18 protein-coding genes are annotated in these 16,481 nt (G+C 39.8%); 9 read left to right on the top strand and 9 right to left on the bottom strand.

From position 1 onward, the window contains the following. Nucleotides 1–8: 8 nt before the first annotated feature. The 4 genes from FEK29_RS04720 to FEK29_RS04710 form a co-directional block, all read right to left on the bottom strand. Nucleotides 9–1,217 (bottom strand): Pycsar system effector family protein, encoded by a 1,209-nt coding sequence (locus FEK29_RS04720; RefSeq protein WP_138257215.1) that lies wholly within the window; start codon nucleotides 1,215–1,217, stop codon nucleotides 9–11. 23 nt (nucleotides 1,218–1,240) lie between these two features. Beyond that, nucleotides 1,241–4,978 carry a ShlB/FhaC/HecB family hemolysin secretion/activation protein gene (locus tag FEK29_RS04715; protein WP_138257214.1) on the bottom strand — a complete coding sequence of 1,246 codons (3,738 nt, stop codon included), beginning with the start codon at nucleotides 4,976–4,978 and terminating at the stop codon, nucleotides 1,241–1,243. 33 nt (nucleotides 4,979–5,011) lie between these two features. Then, complete coding sequence (locus FEK29_RS17890; protein ID WP_161595312.1) at nucleotides 5,012–5,179, bottom strand: hypothetical protein; 168 nt, start codon at nucleotides 5,177–5,179, stop codon at nucleotides 5,012–5,014. A 97-nt stretch (nucleotides 5,180–5,276) separates the two neighbouring features. Further along, a complete protein-coding gene (locus tag FEK29_RS04710; protein ID WP_138257213.1) occupies nucleotides 5,277–6,638 on the bottom strand; it encodes an NAD-dependent succinate-semialdehyde dehydrogenase in 1,362 nt (453 codons plus the stop codon). A gap of 205 nt (nucleotides 6,639–6,843) precedes the next feature. Between FEK29_RS04710 and FEK29_RS04705 the strand changes: the two genes are divergently transcribed. Genes FEK29_RS04705 through FEK29_RS04695 form a run of 3 tightly spaced genes read left to right on the top strand, consistent with a single transcriptional unit; the run spans nucleotide 6,844 to nucleotide 7,736 of the window. After that, nucleotides 6,844–7,179, top strand: coding sequence for a YtxH domain-containing protein (locus FEK29_RS04705; protein ID WP_138257212.1), 336 nt, complete (start codon nucleotides 6,844–6,846; stop codon nucleotides 7,177–7,179). After that, a complete protein-coding gene (locus FEK29_RS04700) occupies nucleotides 7,180–7,527 on the top strand; it encodes a hypothetical protein (RefSeq protein ID WP_138257211.1) in 348 nt (115 codons plus the stop codon). A 14-nt stretch (nucleotides 7,528–7,541) separates the two neighbouring features. After that, entirely contained in the window at nucleotides 7,542–7,736 is a 195-nt protein-coding gene (locus FEK29_RS04695) for a hypothetical protein (protein WP_138257210.1), read from the top strand. A gap of 9 nt (nucleotides 7,737–7,745) precedes the next feature. On the opposite strand, the gene FEK29_RS04690 is transcribed toward FEK29_RS04695, so the two are convergent. The 3 genes from FEK29_RS04690 to FEK29_RS04680 all read right to left on the bottom strand — a co-directional run bounded on the left by FEK29_RS04690 (nucleotide 7,746) and on the right by FEK29_RS04680 (nucleotide 10,186). Further along, nucleotides 7,746–8,792: a helix-turn-helix transcriptional regulator gene (locus FEK29_RS04690; RefSeq protein WP_138257209.1), complete on the bottom strand. Its 1,047-nt coding sequence runs from the start codon at nucleotides 8,790–8,792 to the stop codon at nucleotides 7,746–7,748. Between the two features lie 178 nt (nucleotides 8,793–8,970). Then, nucleotides 8,971–9,453, bottom strand: a complete 483-nt coding sequence (locus tag FEK29_RS04685) for a Dps family protein (RefSeq protein ID WP_138257208.1) — start codon at nucleotides 9,451–9,453, stop codon at nucleotides 8,971–8,973. A 127-nt stretch (nucleotides 9,454–9,580) separates the two neighbouring features. Then, complete coding sequence (locus FEK29_RS04680; RefSeq protein WP_138257207.1) at nucleotides 9,581–10,186, bottom strand: DUF2652 domain-containing protein; 606 nt, start codon at nucleotides 10,184–10,186, stop codon at nucleotides 9,581–9,583. A 255-nt stretch (nucleotides 10,187–10,441) separates the two neighbouring features. Here FEK29_RS04680 and FEK29_RS04675 point away from each other — a divergent pair, with 255 nt between their 5' ends. From FEK29_RS04675 to FEK29_RS04665, 3 genes are all read left to right on the top strand, one after another. Next, the gene (locus FEK29_RS04675; protein ID WP_138257206.1) at nucleotides 10,442–11,023 is read left to right on the top strand and encodes a hypothetical protein; all 582 of its coding nucleotides are present in this window, start codon (nucleotides 10,442–10,444) and stop codon (nucleotides 11,021–11,023) included. A gap of 97 nt (nucleotides 11,024–11,120) precedes the next feature. Beyond that, the gene (locus FEK29_RS04670; RefSeq protein ID WP_138257205.1) at nucleotides 11,121–12,239 is read left to right on the top strand and encodes a DNA topoisomerase IB; all 1,119 of its coding nucleotides are present in this window, start codon (nucleotides 11,121–11,123) and stop codon (nucleotides 12,237–12,239) included. Beyond that, on the top strand, nucleotides 12,220–13,110 hold the full coding sequence (locus FEK29_RS04665; protein ID WP_138257204.1) for a mechanosensitive ion channel family protein: 891 nt from the start codon (nucleotides 12,220–12,222) through the stop codon (nucleotides 13,108–13,110). The genes FEK29_RS04670 and FEK29_RS04665 overlap by 20 nt, the downstream gene beginning before the upstream one ends. A gap of 15 nt (nucleotides 13,111–13,125) precedes the next feature. Here the strand turns inward: FEK29_RS04665 and FEK29_RS04660 are convergent, their stop codons facing one another. Beyond that, entirely contained in the window at nucleotides 13,126–13,338 is a 213-nt protein-coding gene (locus FEK29_RS04660; protein ID WP_138257203.1) for a hypervirulence associated TUDOR domain-containing protein, read from the bottom strand. A 284-nt stretch (nucleotides 13,339–13,622) separates the two neighbouring features. On the opposite strand from FEK29_RS04660, the gene FEK29_RS04655 reads away from it, so the two are divergent. Both FEK29_RS04655 and FEK29_RS04650 read left to right on the top strand, forming a co-directional pair. Then, nucleotides 13,623–13,892, top strand: coding sequence for a hypothetical protein (locus FEK29_RS04655; RefSeq protein ID WP_138257202.1), 270 nt, complete (start codon nucleotides 13,623–13,625; stop codon nucleotides 13,890–13,892). A 155-nt stretch (nucleotides 13,893–14,047) separates the two neighbouring features. Continuing rightward, a complete protein-coding gene (locus tag FEK29_RS04650) occupies nucleotides 14,048–14,497 on the top strand; it encodes a ferritin-like domain-containing protein (RefSeq protein WP_138257201.1) in 450 nt (149 codons plus the stop codon). 35 nt (nucleotides 14,498–14,532) lie between these two features. Here FEK29_RS04650 and FEK29_RS04645 read toward each other — a convergent pair whose 3' ends face one another. Continuing rightward, nucleotides 14,533–15,570, bottom strand: a complete 1,038-nt coding sequence (locus FEK29_RS04645; protein ID WP_138257200.1) for a helix-turn-helix transcriptional regulator — start codon at nucleotides 15,568–15,570, stop codon at nucleotides 14,533–14,535. A 227-nt stretch (nucleotides 15,571–15,797) separates the two neighbouring features. On the opposite strand from FEK29_RS04645, the gene FEK29_RS04640 reads away from it, so the two are divergent. Next, nucleotides 15,798–16,481 (top strand): SOS response-associated peptidase family protein, encoded by a 684-nt coding sequence (locus FEK29_RS04640; RefSeq protein WP_138257199.1) that lies wholly within the window; start codon nucleotides 15,798–15,800, stop codon nucleotides 16,479–16,481.

Here is a 16,481-nt window from a genome sequence, read left to right as displayed (position 1 = left end):
AGTATAGCCTATTGCATTTCGGGCAAATCCAGTACCCTCTCAGGGCCATAGAACTTTAAGGCGATCGCAAACACTATTACAGATAATATCATGCCGATCATAAAGACGGTATAGGTCCATCGTAACAATCTGTACTTTCTTTCAAGCACGATTCCCAAATAGTACAGGTCCTTGGTCAGGGAGCTGTAAATATATTCTTGGTCCTTTATGACTTCACTTATGGCCCATTGGTATTTTTCGAGCTCCATTTTATGAAAGTTTCCAAAAAAGAGGAGGTTTACCTTTTTGGTCTTCACGTCCTCCTCTGTGAATTCGCCGCTGGTCACGTTTGGCTTGGTAGCCAAAATAGACATGATCATGGAGATGATACTGAAAAAAATAAAGATAAAAGTGGGATAAAATAAATAGTCGTTTGAAGGATTGTCCAATTTTGGTATGAGGTTTGCCAGGGCCAACGAGATGATAATGGCATTCACGGAAAGTAAGATATTGGCCTTCGTATCGGCAATATCGCTGAGCTTTATATGGTTTCTTAACGTGACCCTATAAAGTGTCTGCACGCCCCGATCCGGAATCTGTCCTTTGAACTTGGCCTTTAGGCTTTCCTTTTTCACCAGCTTTTTACTCTTGTTTTTGGCCTTAACGAGTCGCTTGATATTCTTATCCTTCCCTTTCTGCCAATTTTCCCTTGCATGGTCCGTAAAATATCTATGCTTAACCCTTAAAAGATGAATGTTTTCCTCACGCCAATCCTCTATCGAATAATCCTTTAAATTTAATTGCTTTAATTCCTCCCTAAGCAATTCAGAAGTCTGCAAAAAGGACTTCTTGGCAAAGTGGGAAGAATCCGCATCCCGCATGATTTTCTCCAAATGGTTTTTGGGCTCGTAGTTCATTTTAGTTGCCAATATCAAACTACAAACATCCGTAATGAATTCCTCCGGGCAATCCTGCTTCTCCAAAAACTCACGGGCCATCTGGCAGCTATGTTCCTCGTGGTTATCGTGCGATTTCAAATATCCAAGATCGTGGAACCATACGGCAACCATCAGCTTTTCCCGATCCTTGTCCCCAATCTTTTCGCCTTCAATAAGTTCCTTGGCACTTTTTACGACCCTTTCGGTATGTCGTAAATTATGATATAGATAGGTGGTATCAATTTCCTTGCCCAATTTTTGGGTCACGAAGCTTTCAGCTTTCGATACAATGGTATCCATGAGAATATAATTTTTCTATTTTATTAAAAGGGGGCAATGAATCCAACTTGGACCATATTTGCCTCTTTGGAATTAAAATAACCGATGTTAAAAGTCAATGCTTTTAGACTACTTATCCATAAGCCTCCTCCCTGTGAAGTATGCCATGTGTTTGAGCTTTCGTTGGAACTCCATACCCTTCCATAATCAAAGCCCGCATACATACCGATAGTAACGGGAGAAACAGCTGTAACATAGCGTTTGATGCTCCATTTAAGGTCGGAAGTGTGATAAAAGGAAGACCTTCCGGTAAAGCGCTCGTCTCTAAAACCCCTTAGCCCATTATTACCCCCAATGGAAGGAATGTGGTAAAAGAATATATCATTGGATTTGGACACTGTACTATATTCCGCGGTACTACCTAGAACCAAGCCCCCGGATGAAATTATTTTATGGTTAAAACCAAGTTTAAGCGACCCGTAGGCAAAGTTATTTTCCTGAAGGTTAAGATTGGCTTTGTATCCCAATCTAAGACCTATATAAATAGATTTTGAAGGGAAATCATCCGCATCCTCGTTGTCATAATAACCCGATAGCTCGGCTCCCCCATAATTCTGATTTTGGAACAATTCCGGGGTCAAATTGCTGCGGTTAAAAAATCTTTGATCATTTTCATTGACCTTATAAGACTCAAAAAGCCCCCTTATTTTTAAGGTGTAATAGGATATTCCGGCAGCCAAGTTCAATTGCTTTAATCGTGCCCTGTAATAATCCCTTCCCAAGTTATCCTCATTGTTAAAAGTATCATTGCCTATACCAAAAAAATTCCTGGCGTATCTATCACTGGTATAAAATCCGTCCATAATAAAATTCCATTTGGGAAATATATTACCAATAGCTCCGGAATATTTTAACTCTGTTGCTTGGAAATTAAAATAGTATTTGGCACTTAACGTATGTTTTTGCTTGAAATCGTTGCCATTTAATCCGTTAACGGTATACGTATTGGATGCTCCAAGAAACACCCCGTCATCTGTTCTGAAACCCGTATTGGGTACAATGACGTTCGTATTGGGTTTAAAGTATCGCCAATGGTAATTATTGGTCGTATAAATATCGCTCAGTTGGGTTTTGGGTTCTTCCTCTTCAAATACGATTTTTTCATGTTCCCAATCAAAGATCTTTATCCGTTTCTTGTTTTTTATGGCATATACGTCCTCCCCATAGCCACCTATAATCTTTATTTTGATTTTTGGGTCTGCATCCCCCCAAACCCTAAAAATATCATCGTCACCCAGTCCATAAAGCCAAACCTCCTTAGTCTCCTCCTCTTTGAAAGTACGTTGAAAGAATATTTCGTTCTTCTCATCTGTCAACAACCTTTTTAGGGTGACGGACAACCCACCGTTTGGTAGTTTTTCCACTTCGAACAGGTCGTCCTTTTCCGTTCCTGTTACCGCCACCACCGTATTCAAGTATTCCGCATATTCCCGCGTTTTTTCCGGTAGGGTCTCCAGACGTTCTTGTAAGCTTTTTTTAATAAATTCTGAAGTTTCGTCCCTAACTTCCACCGGCAGTCTCATAAAAGCCTCGTCAATTACCTGGGACGTCATGTTTTCTTTAATGTACGTCGCCTCGTCCACCCAAGCATCCACCCCATATTTGTTCAACAATGCCCTGTCCAACTTATTACCACCCATATTCTGCCATTTGGGGTTCTCTATCTCGCCGTCGAACGTCTGCCATCTTTTGGTGGTTGGCACAAAGAGTTTCACAAACTTGACGGCAAAACCATCGAACCGGGGAAATACATTGTCCCGGTCCCTAGGTACCGGCATAAACTCGCGCTCACCATCGGGGGTTTCGTACTCTACCCATCGCCATTGGTCCTGGTGCCTGTCCCAATCGCCTATCAACATATCAAAAATACGGGCGCGGATAAAATTCTTTTGGTCTATGGCATAGGATTCGTCGCGCTTTATTCTCTCGAGCATATCGGTAGTACTTTCAAAATCCTTCACCTTGCCAGTAACTTTGTCGATCGTTCTCCTGTATCCCTTATAATTTAATTGTTCATCCGACGGACGCCTTTGTATGAAATAGAGCTCGTCCCCAAAATTTTCATTATACTGCTCCAGTTGGGGCTGCTTGGGTACATAAAATAAATGGGTGTCCGAGTGGTTGATACCGACGGATTCCGCCAATGGATTCACCACCATTTGCATAAACGGATGCGCCGTGGTGAAAAAATCCGATATGACCTCCTCTGTCCAGGTATCCCTGTAATCATCGGAATTATAGGAAATACCGGGCAACATGAACTTTAGGAATTTGAGGGCGCTTTTTCGTAAGGAACGCATGGCATATTGTTTACCATCGTCGTCCGCCAACCGCAAGGAAAACGACTGGTGCCCACCTCCTTCTTTCACCACATGTAGACCACCGTAAAGGGTGTCCAGCCTTACGACAGGGGCCTCCACGGGCTTTCCAAAATAGGAACGGTAACGTTCTCCCCATAAAAATTTGTAGAAACCTCCCTTTTCATAATCATTGGGGTTATCCAATATGGTCGTCGTGAACGTATCTCCTAGATTCTCATCAAAGGTTGCAAATTCGTGGTCCGCTTCTTTGGGTTTTAAGATTTCGAAGGTTTTTTCTTCCTCCAGATCGGCTTCCGAAATAAAGGTCACCTTTGAGCTACCATCCTTGAAAAAATCCAATCGGGCAAAGCCCCTATCGCCATAGGCATATTCCCCATGATATTTTAGGGAACCGCCAATGGCCGTAATGTGTTTTTCCTCGATTTTGGTGGGGCTTTTGGAGCCCAAAGAACCGCTGATGACCTGATGTATTCCCCCGCCGGACAATAACTGTAGGTTTTCCTCGTGCCCGGAAACCAAGGTAATCCTATCATTGGCCTGGGCCAGGGAACTGATAGCGATCCTCAAATAATTGTACCGCCTAGAATTCAAATGGCCGGGGTCGAAAGCCCCAAGGTCCATCACCGCATTCCGCAATGTTCCCAAAATGGGCAATGGGGTTATATGGGATTTGAAGGATTCCGTTCCCGCATAGGTTCCGTTGCTCATCACCGGATGATGCATGGCTATTACGATGTTCTTTCCCTGACCGTCATTGATATAGCCCTCCAGTTCTTCCATAAACCTTCTTCGGGTGACGATATTGGGGCACTTTTTGTTGATATCCTCCAATCTGGACCAATTGGCAATGAACCACTTGGAATCGACTAAAATCAGGTCCAAATCGTCATTGATGACTTTGTACTCAATGGGGCAACCATTTTCCGGAAATACGTCGATACCTTCTTTATCTATTTCCTTAAGGTAATCCTCTACCCGTTCCATTTTGTCCAGTTCGTAGCTCTTCCATTCATTGTTGCCGGGAAGAAATATGGTCTTTCCCTTAAAATCTTTCACCAAAGCTATCTGTTCCGTTATCAAGGTGCTGTCCTTGGTCCAGGCATCGGATTCCGTAGAAACATTGTCGCCCGTGAAAATGACGGTGCTGTTCTCCCCGCTTTGGTTTATTTCCGACCGAAAACGTTCCAACAATTTTTGATTGGATACACTGGAAGGATTGCCATACCCACCGGCCAGAAAAAAGGTATAGCTGGGTTCCTCCGTAGAATTAGATTCGACCAAGGGAATTTCCCGATGCTCTTTGTACGTAGCACAGGAATTCAAAAAAAATATTCCGAAGGCGACCAAAAGGGTACATAAAAAATGGAAGAATCTGGCTTTTAATGTGTGAGGTCTTGTCATAAATGTGTTTATGTTATCGATAGGTCCCGTATCCTATTCAAAGGCGATTCCGCTTAGGACCACGCCCAAAATCATGAGCACCAAAAACCCGATGACTATGGCCGTACCCAACTTTGTCTTTTTATCCTTTTGGAAAATATATCCTCGTTTTTCCTTTTCAGGTTCCTTTACGAACTCTGTTTTTTCTTCTCCTTGTTTCATGCGTTCAGATTTTTATTGTTAATAATTATGTCAGATATAATTCGCCGTTCCAAAATGTTGATCCTTATCAAGATTGGATGTGGCGCATTTGATATGTTTAGCTTTTAATGTAAACTGTTTTCTTGTTCACAAAAGCCAAAATGCCCTCGCGGGATAGCTCCCTGCCATACCCCGATGCCTTGGTACCCCCAAAGGGCAACCTTGGGTCCGATTTTACCATGTCGTTGATAAAAAAGGCCCCATCCGATATTCTTGGTATCAAGTCCAATGATCCCTCAATGTCCTCCGTGAACAACATGGCGCCCAATCCAAATTTGGAATTGTTTGCCAAGGCAATGGCATCTGCTCTATCCTTGGCCCTGATGATGGCCGCTACCGGACCAAAAGTCTCCTCGTCAAAAGCTGGCATTCCTGGAACGACCTCGGTAAGTATAGTTGGTTGAAAATAGGCTCCTTCCATCTTGTTTCCCATTGTAAGCTGTGCACCTTTCTCAATTGATTTATCCACTTGTTCCTTTAAGCTTTTTGCCAAGTCTTCCCTTGCCAATACACCTATATACGTTTCCTTTTCCTTCGGGTCCCCGGAAACGAGCTGTTTGGTAGCCTCCGTAAATTTTTGGACAAAAGTATCGTATAGCTCATCACATACTATGAAGCGCTTGGCCGCGATACAACTTTGCCCCGTATTTTGCATCCTTGCCTTTACCATGGTGTCCAGGTGCTTTTCTAAATCCGCATCCTCAAAAACGATGCACGCATTGTTGCCTCCAAGTTCCAGTACGGTTTTTTTCAGGTTCTTGCCAGCAGTTTGTGCGATGCCCCTACCGGCCTTTTCGCTTCCCGTGAGGGTCACGGCTTTAATGGTTTCGTTTGCGATCAATTTCTCAATTTCCTCGTGGCCGGCAAGGATACTTTGAAAACAACCTTTTGGATATCCCGCATCCAAGAAAAGTTTTTCAAGTGCTCTGGCGCATCCGGGTACGTTTTGGGCATGTTTTAAAATACCGGTATTGCCGGCGGTCAGTGTGGGTGCGGCAAACCGAATGACCTGCCAAAATGGATAGTTCCAGGGCATTACGGCTAGAATACAGCCCAAGGGGTCATAACTTATAAAACTTTCCTCGGCATCGGTCTCAATAATTTCATCGGCCAAAAGATCTTCGGCATTGTAGGCATAGAAATCGCAGGCCCACGCACACTTTTCTATTTCGGCAATACTTTGAGAAATGGGCTTGCCCATTTCAGAGGTCATCAACATGGCATATTCTTCCTTTCGTTCCAAAAGTAGCTCGGAGACATTTTCCAACAGCTCGCAACGTTCCTTAATAGTTTTGTTAAACCATTCCTCTTGTACGGATTGGATCAACTCTAATTTCTGCTTAATGGAATGGGATGTATCCTTTTCGTAAGACCGGATTTTCTCTCCCGTATATGGATTTTTTGACCAAATGATTGACATAGTATATGGAATTGATATATAACTCTCAAATATAAATGCAACAAGAGGATGTCGTTGGTCCTTTTCCCCAAATTGTTGACCCTTTTACGTGTTCATCATTGCCGTTAATATTTAAATGGTTAGAGCAAAGCTATATTCCAGATAATTCTAAAATTTGTAAGGAAAGTGATGAACGACATCACATTGAATTTTAAAATCAATCATTATGAGTAATAACACTGGAAATACACTTTTAGCGATTATTGCCGGCTCCGCCATTGGCGCAGCATTGGGAATTCTATATGCACCGGATAAGGGAGAAATAACAAGGAAACGAATTGCAGACAAGGCAAATGAAACCAAAGATCACCTAACTGAAAACGCGATAAGCTTAAAGGATAGGGTAGCAAACAGTATTGCTTCTGAAAAACAATCTTTGGACCACAGAGTAGAGTCTTTAGTTTCTGATGTAAGTTATAAGACCGAGGATATAATCACTACCCTGGAAACGAAGTTGGCCGAATTAAAAGCCAAAAACAAAAAACTTCAAAAAAGCTCGTAAATGGGAATTTTTGAATCGCTTAACAACACTTCAAACAAGGCTGTTGACCTAAGTGAACAGTATTACAAAAAGACTCAGGAGTATTACAAACTCAAAGTCTTTCATCAATTGGCAACAACTACCGGAATGTTCTGTAAAATGGCCATTCTTGGTAGTTTGGCCTTTTTAGGTGTTTTATTCCTTGCCGTTAGCAGTATGCTATATTTGGGTGAGGTATTGGGAAGTATGGCCTATTCTTGTTTACTAGTAGCAGGCATAATCTTTCTTATTGTAGCCATTCTATATAAACTAAGAAGAAAAATAGACAATGCCATTGTTAAAAAACTTTCCAAAAAATTCTTTAGTTAATTAGACGACCATATATGTACAACAATTTTGACGAAATAGAATTTGATTTGCAGCGACTGAATCTTGAAAGACAAATTGCAATAGAGGAGCTTAAGGGGCTTAAGCAGGAAGTCAAGGAAGATTTAAATCCTTACAATTGGTTGTCTACTGCTATTTCCTTGATCAAAAAATATGGTATTCTTTATCTCATTAAGAAAATTCTAAAGTGAAAAATTAGCTTAAATCACCTCCAAGTTTAAAGGTTTTTTCACATGTGCCTGGAATTCACTTGGACTGATGCCATATTTATTCTTAAAAATTTTAGAAAAATAGCTACGGCTACTAAAGCCAATGGAATAAACTACTTGGGAGATGTTCATATCAGAGTTACCAAGAAAATCCCTGGCTGCTTCCAAACGTACATGCCTTATGTATTCCGTCACAGTACGGGTATATAATAATTTAAAACCTTCTTGTAGTTTGGATTGGGACAGACCACTTTCCCTAGCTAGTCGTTCCAAAGTATAGTCTTTGGAAACGTTTTTGGCAATCGAATTGGCTAAATCCCTTATTATTTTTAATTCTCTACGTAACAACGAGGTTGAAGGAAGGGAATTTTTGCTTTCCTTTTCATGTTGGGCTATATGCATAGCCAGAATCTCATACACCAATCCTTCAATTTGCATAATTCTAATCATTCCATTTTTACTTCGGACCTTTCTTAATGCAGAAATTTTATTTGCCAGTTTTAAATTGTAAGATCCAAAAAAAGCGAACTTCCTTTCATGGTCGGTGTCCATGAATACATCGTACAGTCGTTTATTTAGTTCCTGTACCCCGTTCAATCGTTTTTTAAGAAATTTTCTTCGGGTTATTAAAATCACATTGATGGAAAGTTCCACCCCCTTTTCAAAATATCCCAAGCTTGTCGTATTGTCCATATTCGCTATGATTACAGATTGAAACTGTTCCAGCTGTCTTAACTCGCTTTCCAATTGGTTGCCAAACCGGTGGCCACATTGACCTTTCAAACAATAATAGAATCGAATAGGGCTAAAATCGGCATAATTACTTTCAAAAATCACATCTTCATGGAAAGTAATATTGTACTCCAACATAGTAACTCCCCATTCAAACGATATAAAGCGAATATTACCAGTAGCATTTTCGTTATTTATCAATAGTGTAAACTCGCCCCATCGCTCGGAAATTACACCTCCAATTTGTTCCTGAATTTGACGAACATTCTCGCGAGTGGAATTGCCCGTGGTTTTGATTGTTATCATACGCAACTAATGAGTGTACATCAATATAGTAAGGATTTCCTGAAATGTAGTAAAGCACTAGTATTCATTAAGCCACAGGATTTCCAGTTGCGGAAAGTTAAAACCTTTTGATCAGATAAAGACTCTTTAACAAAAAAAAGCCCCTAAAATGGAGCTTTAAGAATTAACAAACTACTATTTACAATTGGTCTCTTGTATCCTTTGTCCATGCATCCAACATCCAACTAACCTTTTCCAAACTGGCAATATATCCTCCCATCATATCAATAGTTCCTTCATCCCCTGCTTCATCAGCTTTTTTAATCACCTTATTCATCTGTTTCAGTATAGATTCGTGATTGGTCAAAATGTGCTCCACCATTTTTTGGTCGCTTATCAAGGAAGAAGTTTCCTTTACTTTTGACAATTTAAAATATTCCGTAAACCGACTTTCCGGATGGTGCCTTAGGGTCAGAATTCGTTCAGCAATTTCATCAATTTTTATTCTCGCATCCGTGTAAAGCTCCTCAAATTTCTCGTGAAGGTCGAAGAAATTTTTTCCAAGAACGTTCCAATGAAAGCCTCTTAAGTTTTGATAGTAAATATTGTAATCCGCCAAGAGTACGTTCAACTCCTCCACAACAGGTTTTACCTCTTTTGTATCTATTGCCAAATAGCTCATGTTTCTTTTTTTTGATTATTAGTTTAACGTTAATTACAATATAATAAAGCGTTATAGTTTTCCTTGCCTCAATAACATCGACGCTTGACGCAATTCAAATTTTGACAATCATTTAACAATTCGGACACTATTGTTTTACCAAGGGCTTTAAATTAATATAGTGGTAATTGATTTTCCCTACATGATCGTACTCTGTAAAATTTTGCTTTAATGTTCCCCATTCAAATTCCTTGTCAAGGTCATGATCTTTGTAATAGTTAGAAAGGCCCTCGCTTATCAAAATATATTCGTCCATCCTAATTTTATTCTTCAAGAGCCTATGGGCAACAATTAAGTCCTCCCCGAACAATTTTATTCGATTGCCAACCTTGGTGGAAGCCACCTCCTTTCCATAATGAAGGATAATCTTTAGGCCCAAAACCTCTGGAATCCTGGGGGCGTCCTTCTCATCTTTGTATTGGTCCCTTAGCTTTTGCAACTGATCATAAAACTCGATATAAAAATGTTCGCACTGCTCTATCAGTTTTCGTACGGGTGGTAATTTTCCGGTTTTAAAGAACAGGACGGCATCGCCTTCGATTTCCGAAACTTTTAAGCCAATTTTATTGGAGTATATTATTTTGTTCAAAAGCGTCGGAATTACTTTTGAACTTAGGTCAAAATCGGTTCCGCTCATAAATTCCGTAAAACCGCTGATATCGGGAATACAAATTAATGTAGGGGTCGCTTTCATATATTTTTGATGGGATTTGGCTACCAAAAGGCAGCTTTGGGTTTCTTTTTGTTATTTCCTGAATGGTACAAAATAACCCTTTCTTTGAGGGTTTAGTGACTCAAAAAACAAAATTTTTGCTACGTACAGCAATCGTGGTATTCCGTCCAAAACCCTATGTATTCACGGCAAGAATCCTAGGGATACAGCAAAGGGAAACGGCAATGCCTCCTTACTTTTGTTATGAATCGAAGTAGAACAAAATAATTTAGAGAAATGAAAAAGTTGATATTGATTTTTGGAGTGGGAGCTCTTATTACGAGTTGCAATATAAAAAAGGAAGAAAAAGGTGAAATGCCAGAAGTGGACGTAGATGTAATGGCCGACGCCGGCGAATTACCGGAGTATGAAGTTAATTGGGCCGATATTGATGTAGGTACTACTACCAGAACGGTCAATGTGCCCAAAGTGGTAGTCGTGATGGAAGAAGAGGAAGTAGAGGTGCCTTTTATAGATTTTGATATGCCCGAAGGTGACAGTACTCAAGTTTCCGAAAGAACTATTATGGTAGAGGCGGAAGTAACTGATACCGAACACAACTTAGATATACGAAAAATTTATGCCTCTGGAAACAAGCTTTTTGTTGTTTCAGAACTGACAAGTACGGATACATCCATAGCGGATAAAACAATGCGCGTTTCCGACCAGGTAGTGTTGAAGGCCCCAGAACTGGATGTAAAATATTACATCGTCGGTCAAAGACCGGAGAACATGTTCAACAGCAAATACGAATATGTCAACAACATGTCTGAAATTGAAAAAGAAATGAAGGACAGCAAAGTTATTTACGAGAAGTAGAATTTTGGTTGATTGGTTGAAAAATGATTCTCGTATGGTAAAACATACTTGGGTCATTTTTTTTTCGCTCTCACCACTAGGTCTTAAAAAACATTACATGGCAACAAACCCAACCTATGATATTGATTTCATCGATAGGCTAATGAATCGGCCAAGTGAGGCCGCATCTCATTTGGACCTAACATATGTATCGAGGAAAAACCTGTCTATCTTAAGAGTCAAAAAAGGGAAAAAGTTCTCCTATTTACTTCATAAAAAACCCCTAGAGAAAAAATCAGAGCTGAAAAGAATCTCAGCATTGGTAATACCTCCAGCGTGGGAGGATGTAAAAATCTCATCTATTTCCAATGCTCATTTACAGGCAATAGGTTACGATCTTAAAAGCAGGTTGCAATATAAATACCATCCTACCTGGGTGAAGCTTAGGAACAGAACCAAATTTTACAAAATGCGGCATTTTGGCGAGACACTACCTAAAATTAGGGAACGAATGGAGAAAGATCTTTCATTAAATGGATGGCCAAAAAACAAGGTTATGGCATTGATTTTAAAACTCATGGAAGAAACCCATATTAGGATTGGGAGCGAGCAGTATGCCAAGAGAAACAAAACCTACGGACTATCCACACTTAGAAGAAAACACATAAAATTCTATAAGGAAAAACTTCGGTTCGAATTCACAGGCAAAAAGGGAAAAAAACATAAAATAACCCTTAACAACAAGAGACTGCAGAAACTGGTAAGCAAGTGCGAGGAAATACCTGGCTGGGAATTGTTTCAATTTTTTGAGAAGGATGGTACCAAAACCAGTGTTGACAGTGGTATGGTGAACGACTATATTCATGAGATAAGCGGCCATCTTTTTACAGCAAAGGATTTTAGGACATGGGCCGGAACCGTAATTTTCTATGAGACATTGATAGACTTGCCAAAAACTACAAACTCCAAGGAAATCAAAAGGAACATCTTGACCGCCTTTGACCAGGCAGCCAAGGAGCTGGGTAATACTAGGAACGTTTGCCGAAAATATTATGTACATCCGCTAGTGGTCAAGAAATATGAGCAAGGTTGCCTCAATCTCAACATCAGAGAATCCAAAAGCCAAAACATTGCTACGGATCTTACTAATACCGAAAAGCAAATCTTAAAACTTATAAAAGAATATAAACCCTTAAACAATCTTAAAAACACTGAATATGAAAGAAAAATTTTCTGAAGCTTGGTCTAAAATGATGGAAAAACTGGCCAGTTGGTTCGACGCCTTGATACTTAATTTACCCAATATCATGATTGCCATTGTGGTTTTTATTATCACGGTAATAATTTCCAGATACATCAGTAAAGGGGTCTCCAGACTGTTGGAAAAAACAAAATTGCAGGCATCCATGAGGAGTCTATTATCAAAAATAGCATCAATTACCATTGTTCTCCTAGGCCTATTCTTGGTATTGGGTATCCTTAATTTGAGTAAGGCCCTAAATACCGTTCTGGCCGGTGCGGGCGTGGTAGGGCTTGCGGTAGGCCTGGCGCTTCAGGGAGCTTTGGCCAACACTTATTCCGGAATTGTTTTATCCTATATCAAACATATAAAATTTGGGGACTGGATAGAAAGCAATGGCTTTGAGGGGGAGGTGATTGATTTGGACCTACGATCGGTAACCTTGAGGCAACCGGACAACAACCTGGTTTTTCTCCCAAACAAACTAGTAGTGGAGAACCCAATAAAAAACTATTCTACCACGGCACAGTCCAGGGTAATTTTGGAGTGTGGTGTGGGCTATGAATCAGATCTGACCTTTGTTCGAGATTTGGTTAAGAAAACCATTTTGGAAAAATTCGATTCCATAGAGAACAAGGACGATATCATATTTCTATACGAGGAATTTGGGGACAGTTCCATTAATTTTGAAACGCGTTTTTGGATAAAATCAACCTCCGCACTAGAGGTGGCGAAAGCCAAGACCACTGCCATGATCGCGGTCAAAAAAGCCTTTGATGAAAACGGAGTCAATATACCATTTCCTATCAGGACATTGGACTTTCCACAAAAATTAAAAATCGTTTCGGAGAATGATTCAGAGGTATGAGTTTAAAAGTTGATCTTACAGGTGGTGTTCTACCTCACTTTCGCTTTTGAGAACATGGTCACCATCCTCTTGTTGAATGTACAGGGCTTTGTTGCCCTGTTTTCCTTTCCTCGTCACCTTAGTTCCTTTTATTTTCTTGGTGACCTCATAGTCAAAGGTCTCCTTGACCGTGCCTTTGGCAAAGCCATTGCCCCATTTCCATTGTACTTCAGCTCCTTTTTTAATCATAATTTAGTATATAGGCTTTTGAACTTGTGCTTCCCATTGCCTCTTATTTTTTTGGAGAACAAGGCAATGGGAAGAAGGTTTTAGAAAACCCACAAATTCTAACCAATTTGGAATATTAACTATGGGTATGAAATTCTGAATTTTTAAGTTGTAAGCCCATTTTTAGCGCGCCCTTTTTTAGCCCATTCGCTAGTTAAATTAGCCGCATCGATTTGAGCCAAAACTCAAATTTATTCAGCCAAAAGGCCCATGGGATACCATTTATATTTACAAAAAATATAAAGATGACAGCAATTGTAGAAATAATTGGTGCAATATCCATCCTAACGGCAGTTGGATTTCTTATTATTTATGTTAAGGAAAGCTTTATTGATCAACCCAACAAATCAGAATTAAATCTTCAAAAAACGGGTAACAACGAATCTTTTATCAACATGAATGTGGATAGCCTTATTAATGACATTTCCACAGAGACCAATCCAGAAGTAAAGAGAGAAAAAAGAAAACGATTGGAGTCCTTTCGACTTAGAAACAAGTTTTATTATTCGAAATAGGTTAGAGGTAGTTAGACTTAAGGGGCATGCTTATAAAATTAAATAAGCCCAAAAGCCAAGATTGAGGATAGAAAAATTCTTTGGCTGTGGCAAAAAAGGGTGTTAAATGGCCTACATCCCAGCAAAAAAGGCCTATCACTTAAACAAAAAATGAAATGAGTACGTACACCGAAAAAGTTGGAGATAAATTGAACGACATCTTGGAAAAGACCTATGATGCCGAAAAAGGCTTTAAAAAAGCTGCAGACAATACGGACAACGTTGCCCTAAAGAACTACTTTAAGAACAAGGCAAAGCAACGCTATGATTTTGGACATGCCCTAAAGGACGAAATCGCTAGCTTTGGCCAAAAAGTTGAGAAGGGCGATAGTTTGACAGGCAAGGCACATAGGGCATGGATGGATATAAAAGCCATGTTCACTTCAGATGATGCGGAATCCATGTTGGAGGAAGCTATTAGGGGAGAAAAGGCAGCCCTTGAGGAATACGAAGACGTATTAAAGGAAACCTCATTGCCTAGCAGTACATCCACCGTACTACGAAGCCAAAAAATGGCCATAGAAAATGGTCTATCCAATATAAAAACCTTGGAAGACCTGGCATAGATAATCTTAAGGATTTGCTTTGAAAAAAAAGAAGGCTAAGCAGCCTTCTTTTCTTTTTCCAATGCGGTTTTGTTCGCTCTTTTTTTATAGCTCTTGGGACTACAATTATATCTTTTCTTGAAGATTTTACAGAAATAACTTCTACTTGTAAACCCTATAGAATAGACTACCTGCGAAATGTTCAGGTCGGTTGTCCTAATCAATTCCTCCGCTTTGTCAAGCCTAACCAGCCGGATATACTCCCCCAAGGTGGCATCGTGCATGAACTTGAAGCCTAACTGCAATTTGGAAGGGGAAAGTCCAGATTTTTCCGAAATACTGTTGATACTGTGTTCGGCTTCGGGATAATTGTTGATGTAATCCGTAAGCTCGCTGATCATCTGCAACTCCTTCTTCAAAAGTGTGGTAGCCGGCTTTAAGCCTTTTTCAAGGTCTTCTTCAAACTGCTCTATCTGCTTGGCCATAATCATGTGACACACGCCGTTAAAATAAGTAAGTGAAGAGATGGAATCCGCATATTTTGCATCCTCCAATTGCTTAATAAGCTCGCCAATTTCCAAATTGATCTTGCCTACATGTAGCCGACCCATAATTTCCTTATCATAGGAGTTCAGTAGGGAAACCACGGTATCAAGTTCCGCTTCTTCTGCGCCTTTTTGGTATTCTTTCATGTCGACCCTTAGACAATTGAATATTACATGCTCGTCCCTTTTAAAGATTAATTTTGTGTTGTGTTCATTATCATCGAAAACCACCCCGGTCTGTAACTCCTCCAATTTGGTCACGATTTCATGACCACTGAATTTGTGAAAGCAATTGCCTTTAAGACAGTAAAACATAAATACGGTATCGTTGTCCGGTTTATCCATCGGGAGTTCAAAATCCTTATTTAAGGAAAGGTCGAATTCCATGGCCATAAGGCCATTTTCCAGATTTACTATATTAATTTGTCCTGAGCCAATGGATGAATCTACAACCAACACTGGAACTCCCTTGTCATTTGTAACTTCACCTTTAAACCTCTCATTCAAGAGGTTTAGCTCGTGCAAAGCATTTCTTCTGCGTGTTTTCATATTGGTACTATTTTTAAGATTGTGTAGGATTTTACCCTATTTTAAAATTAAACCTAATTTATTTGGACCATTGCCGAAATACCATAAATCTTTAACGAAATACAGTAAAACACCGCCTTTTTCATCCAAATAAGCTCCTTACTTTTAATGGGTTAGCTTTTTTGGTGATTCAATCAAAACCAAGATTAAAAAATAGCTTACTTGCATCTGTAAAATTGAGGAGGCATATGTATTTTAAACTATCGAATACAGCGGAGCGGGAGACATTGGAAAGAATGACTAAGGCCTCTTTTAAATATCCAAACCTTTACAAACAACAAGGTATCATACATGGATTAAAAGAGGTTTCCATTCCAATCATTACCATGGAAGAAAAAAGTGAACTTTCATTGGCCATCTGGGGACTTTTACCTGAAAGCCACACAGCAGACTGGAGTATATTTCAGAATAATTTCAACACCTTAAATTTTCATGAAACTTCCATGGATTCTGGATTATGGTATTCAGATGCATTGGAGGCTAGAAGGTGTTTGATACCTGTTACAGGATTTTTTACAACGTTCATTGAAAATGGCACAGCCTATCATTTTAAGGTAGGGCTCAAGAATGGCGATCCCTTTTTTCTCGCAGGTATCTACACTGTGTTGGAAGATGGGTTTATTACCTGCGCGCTTTTGGTTGGAAAATCCAACGACTTTATGAAAAAAATACAGAACGGTGTGGATAGCATGCCCATTAGCATTTCAATGGATGAAAAGGACGAATGGCTTGATGTAAAAACAACTCCTATGAGAACTCGGCAATTATTAAAAAAGCCAATACAGCAAGACTATAACGCCATATCCATATCAGAAACATATTATAACTATGATAATTTGGAGTACAACCCTTCTATTTTCTTAGGGTATTGA

The sequence above is a fragment of the Maribacter aurantiacus genome (assembly GCF_005780245.1).
Lineage (GTDB): Bacteria > Bacteroidota > Bacteroidia > Flavobacteriales > Flavobacteriaceae > Maribacter > Maribacter flavus.
The sequence above is the reverse complement of the archived record's forward strand: the minus strand, read 5'-3'. Positions and strand labels throughout refer to the sequence as shown.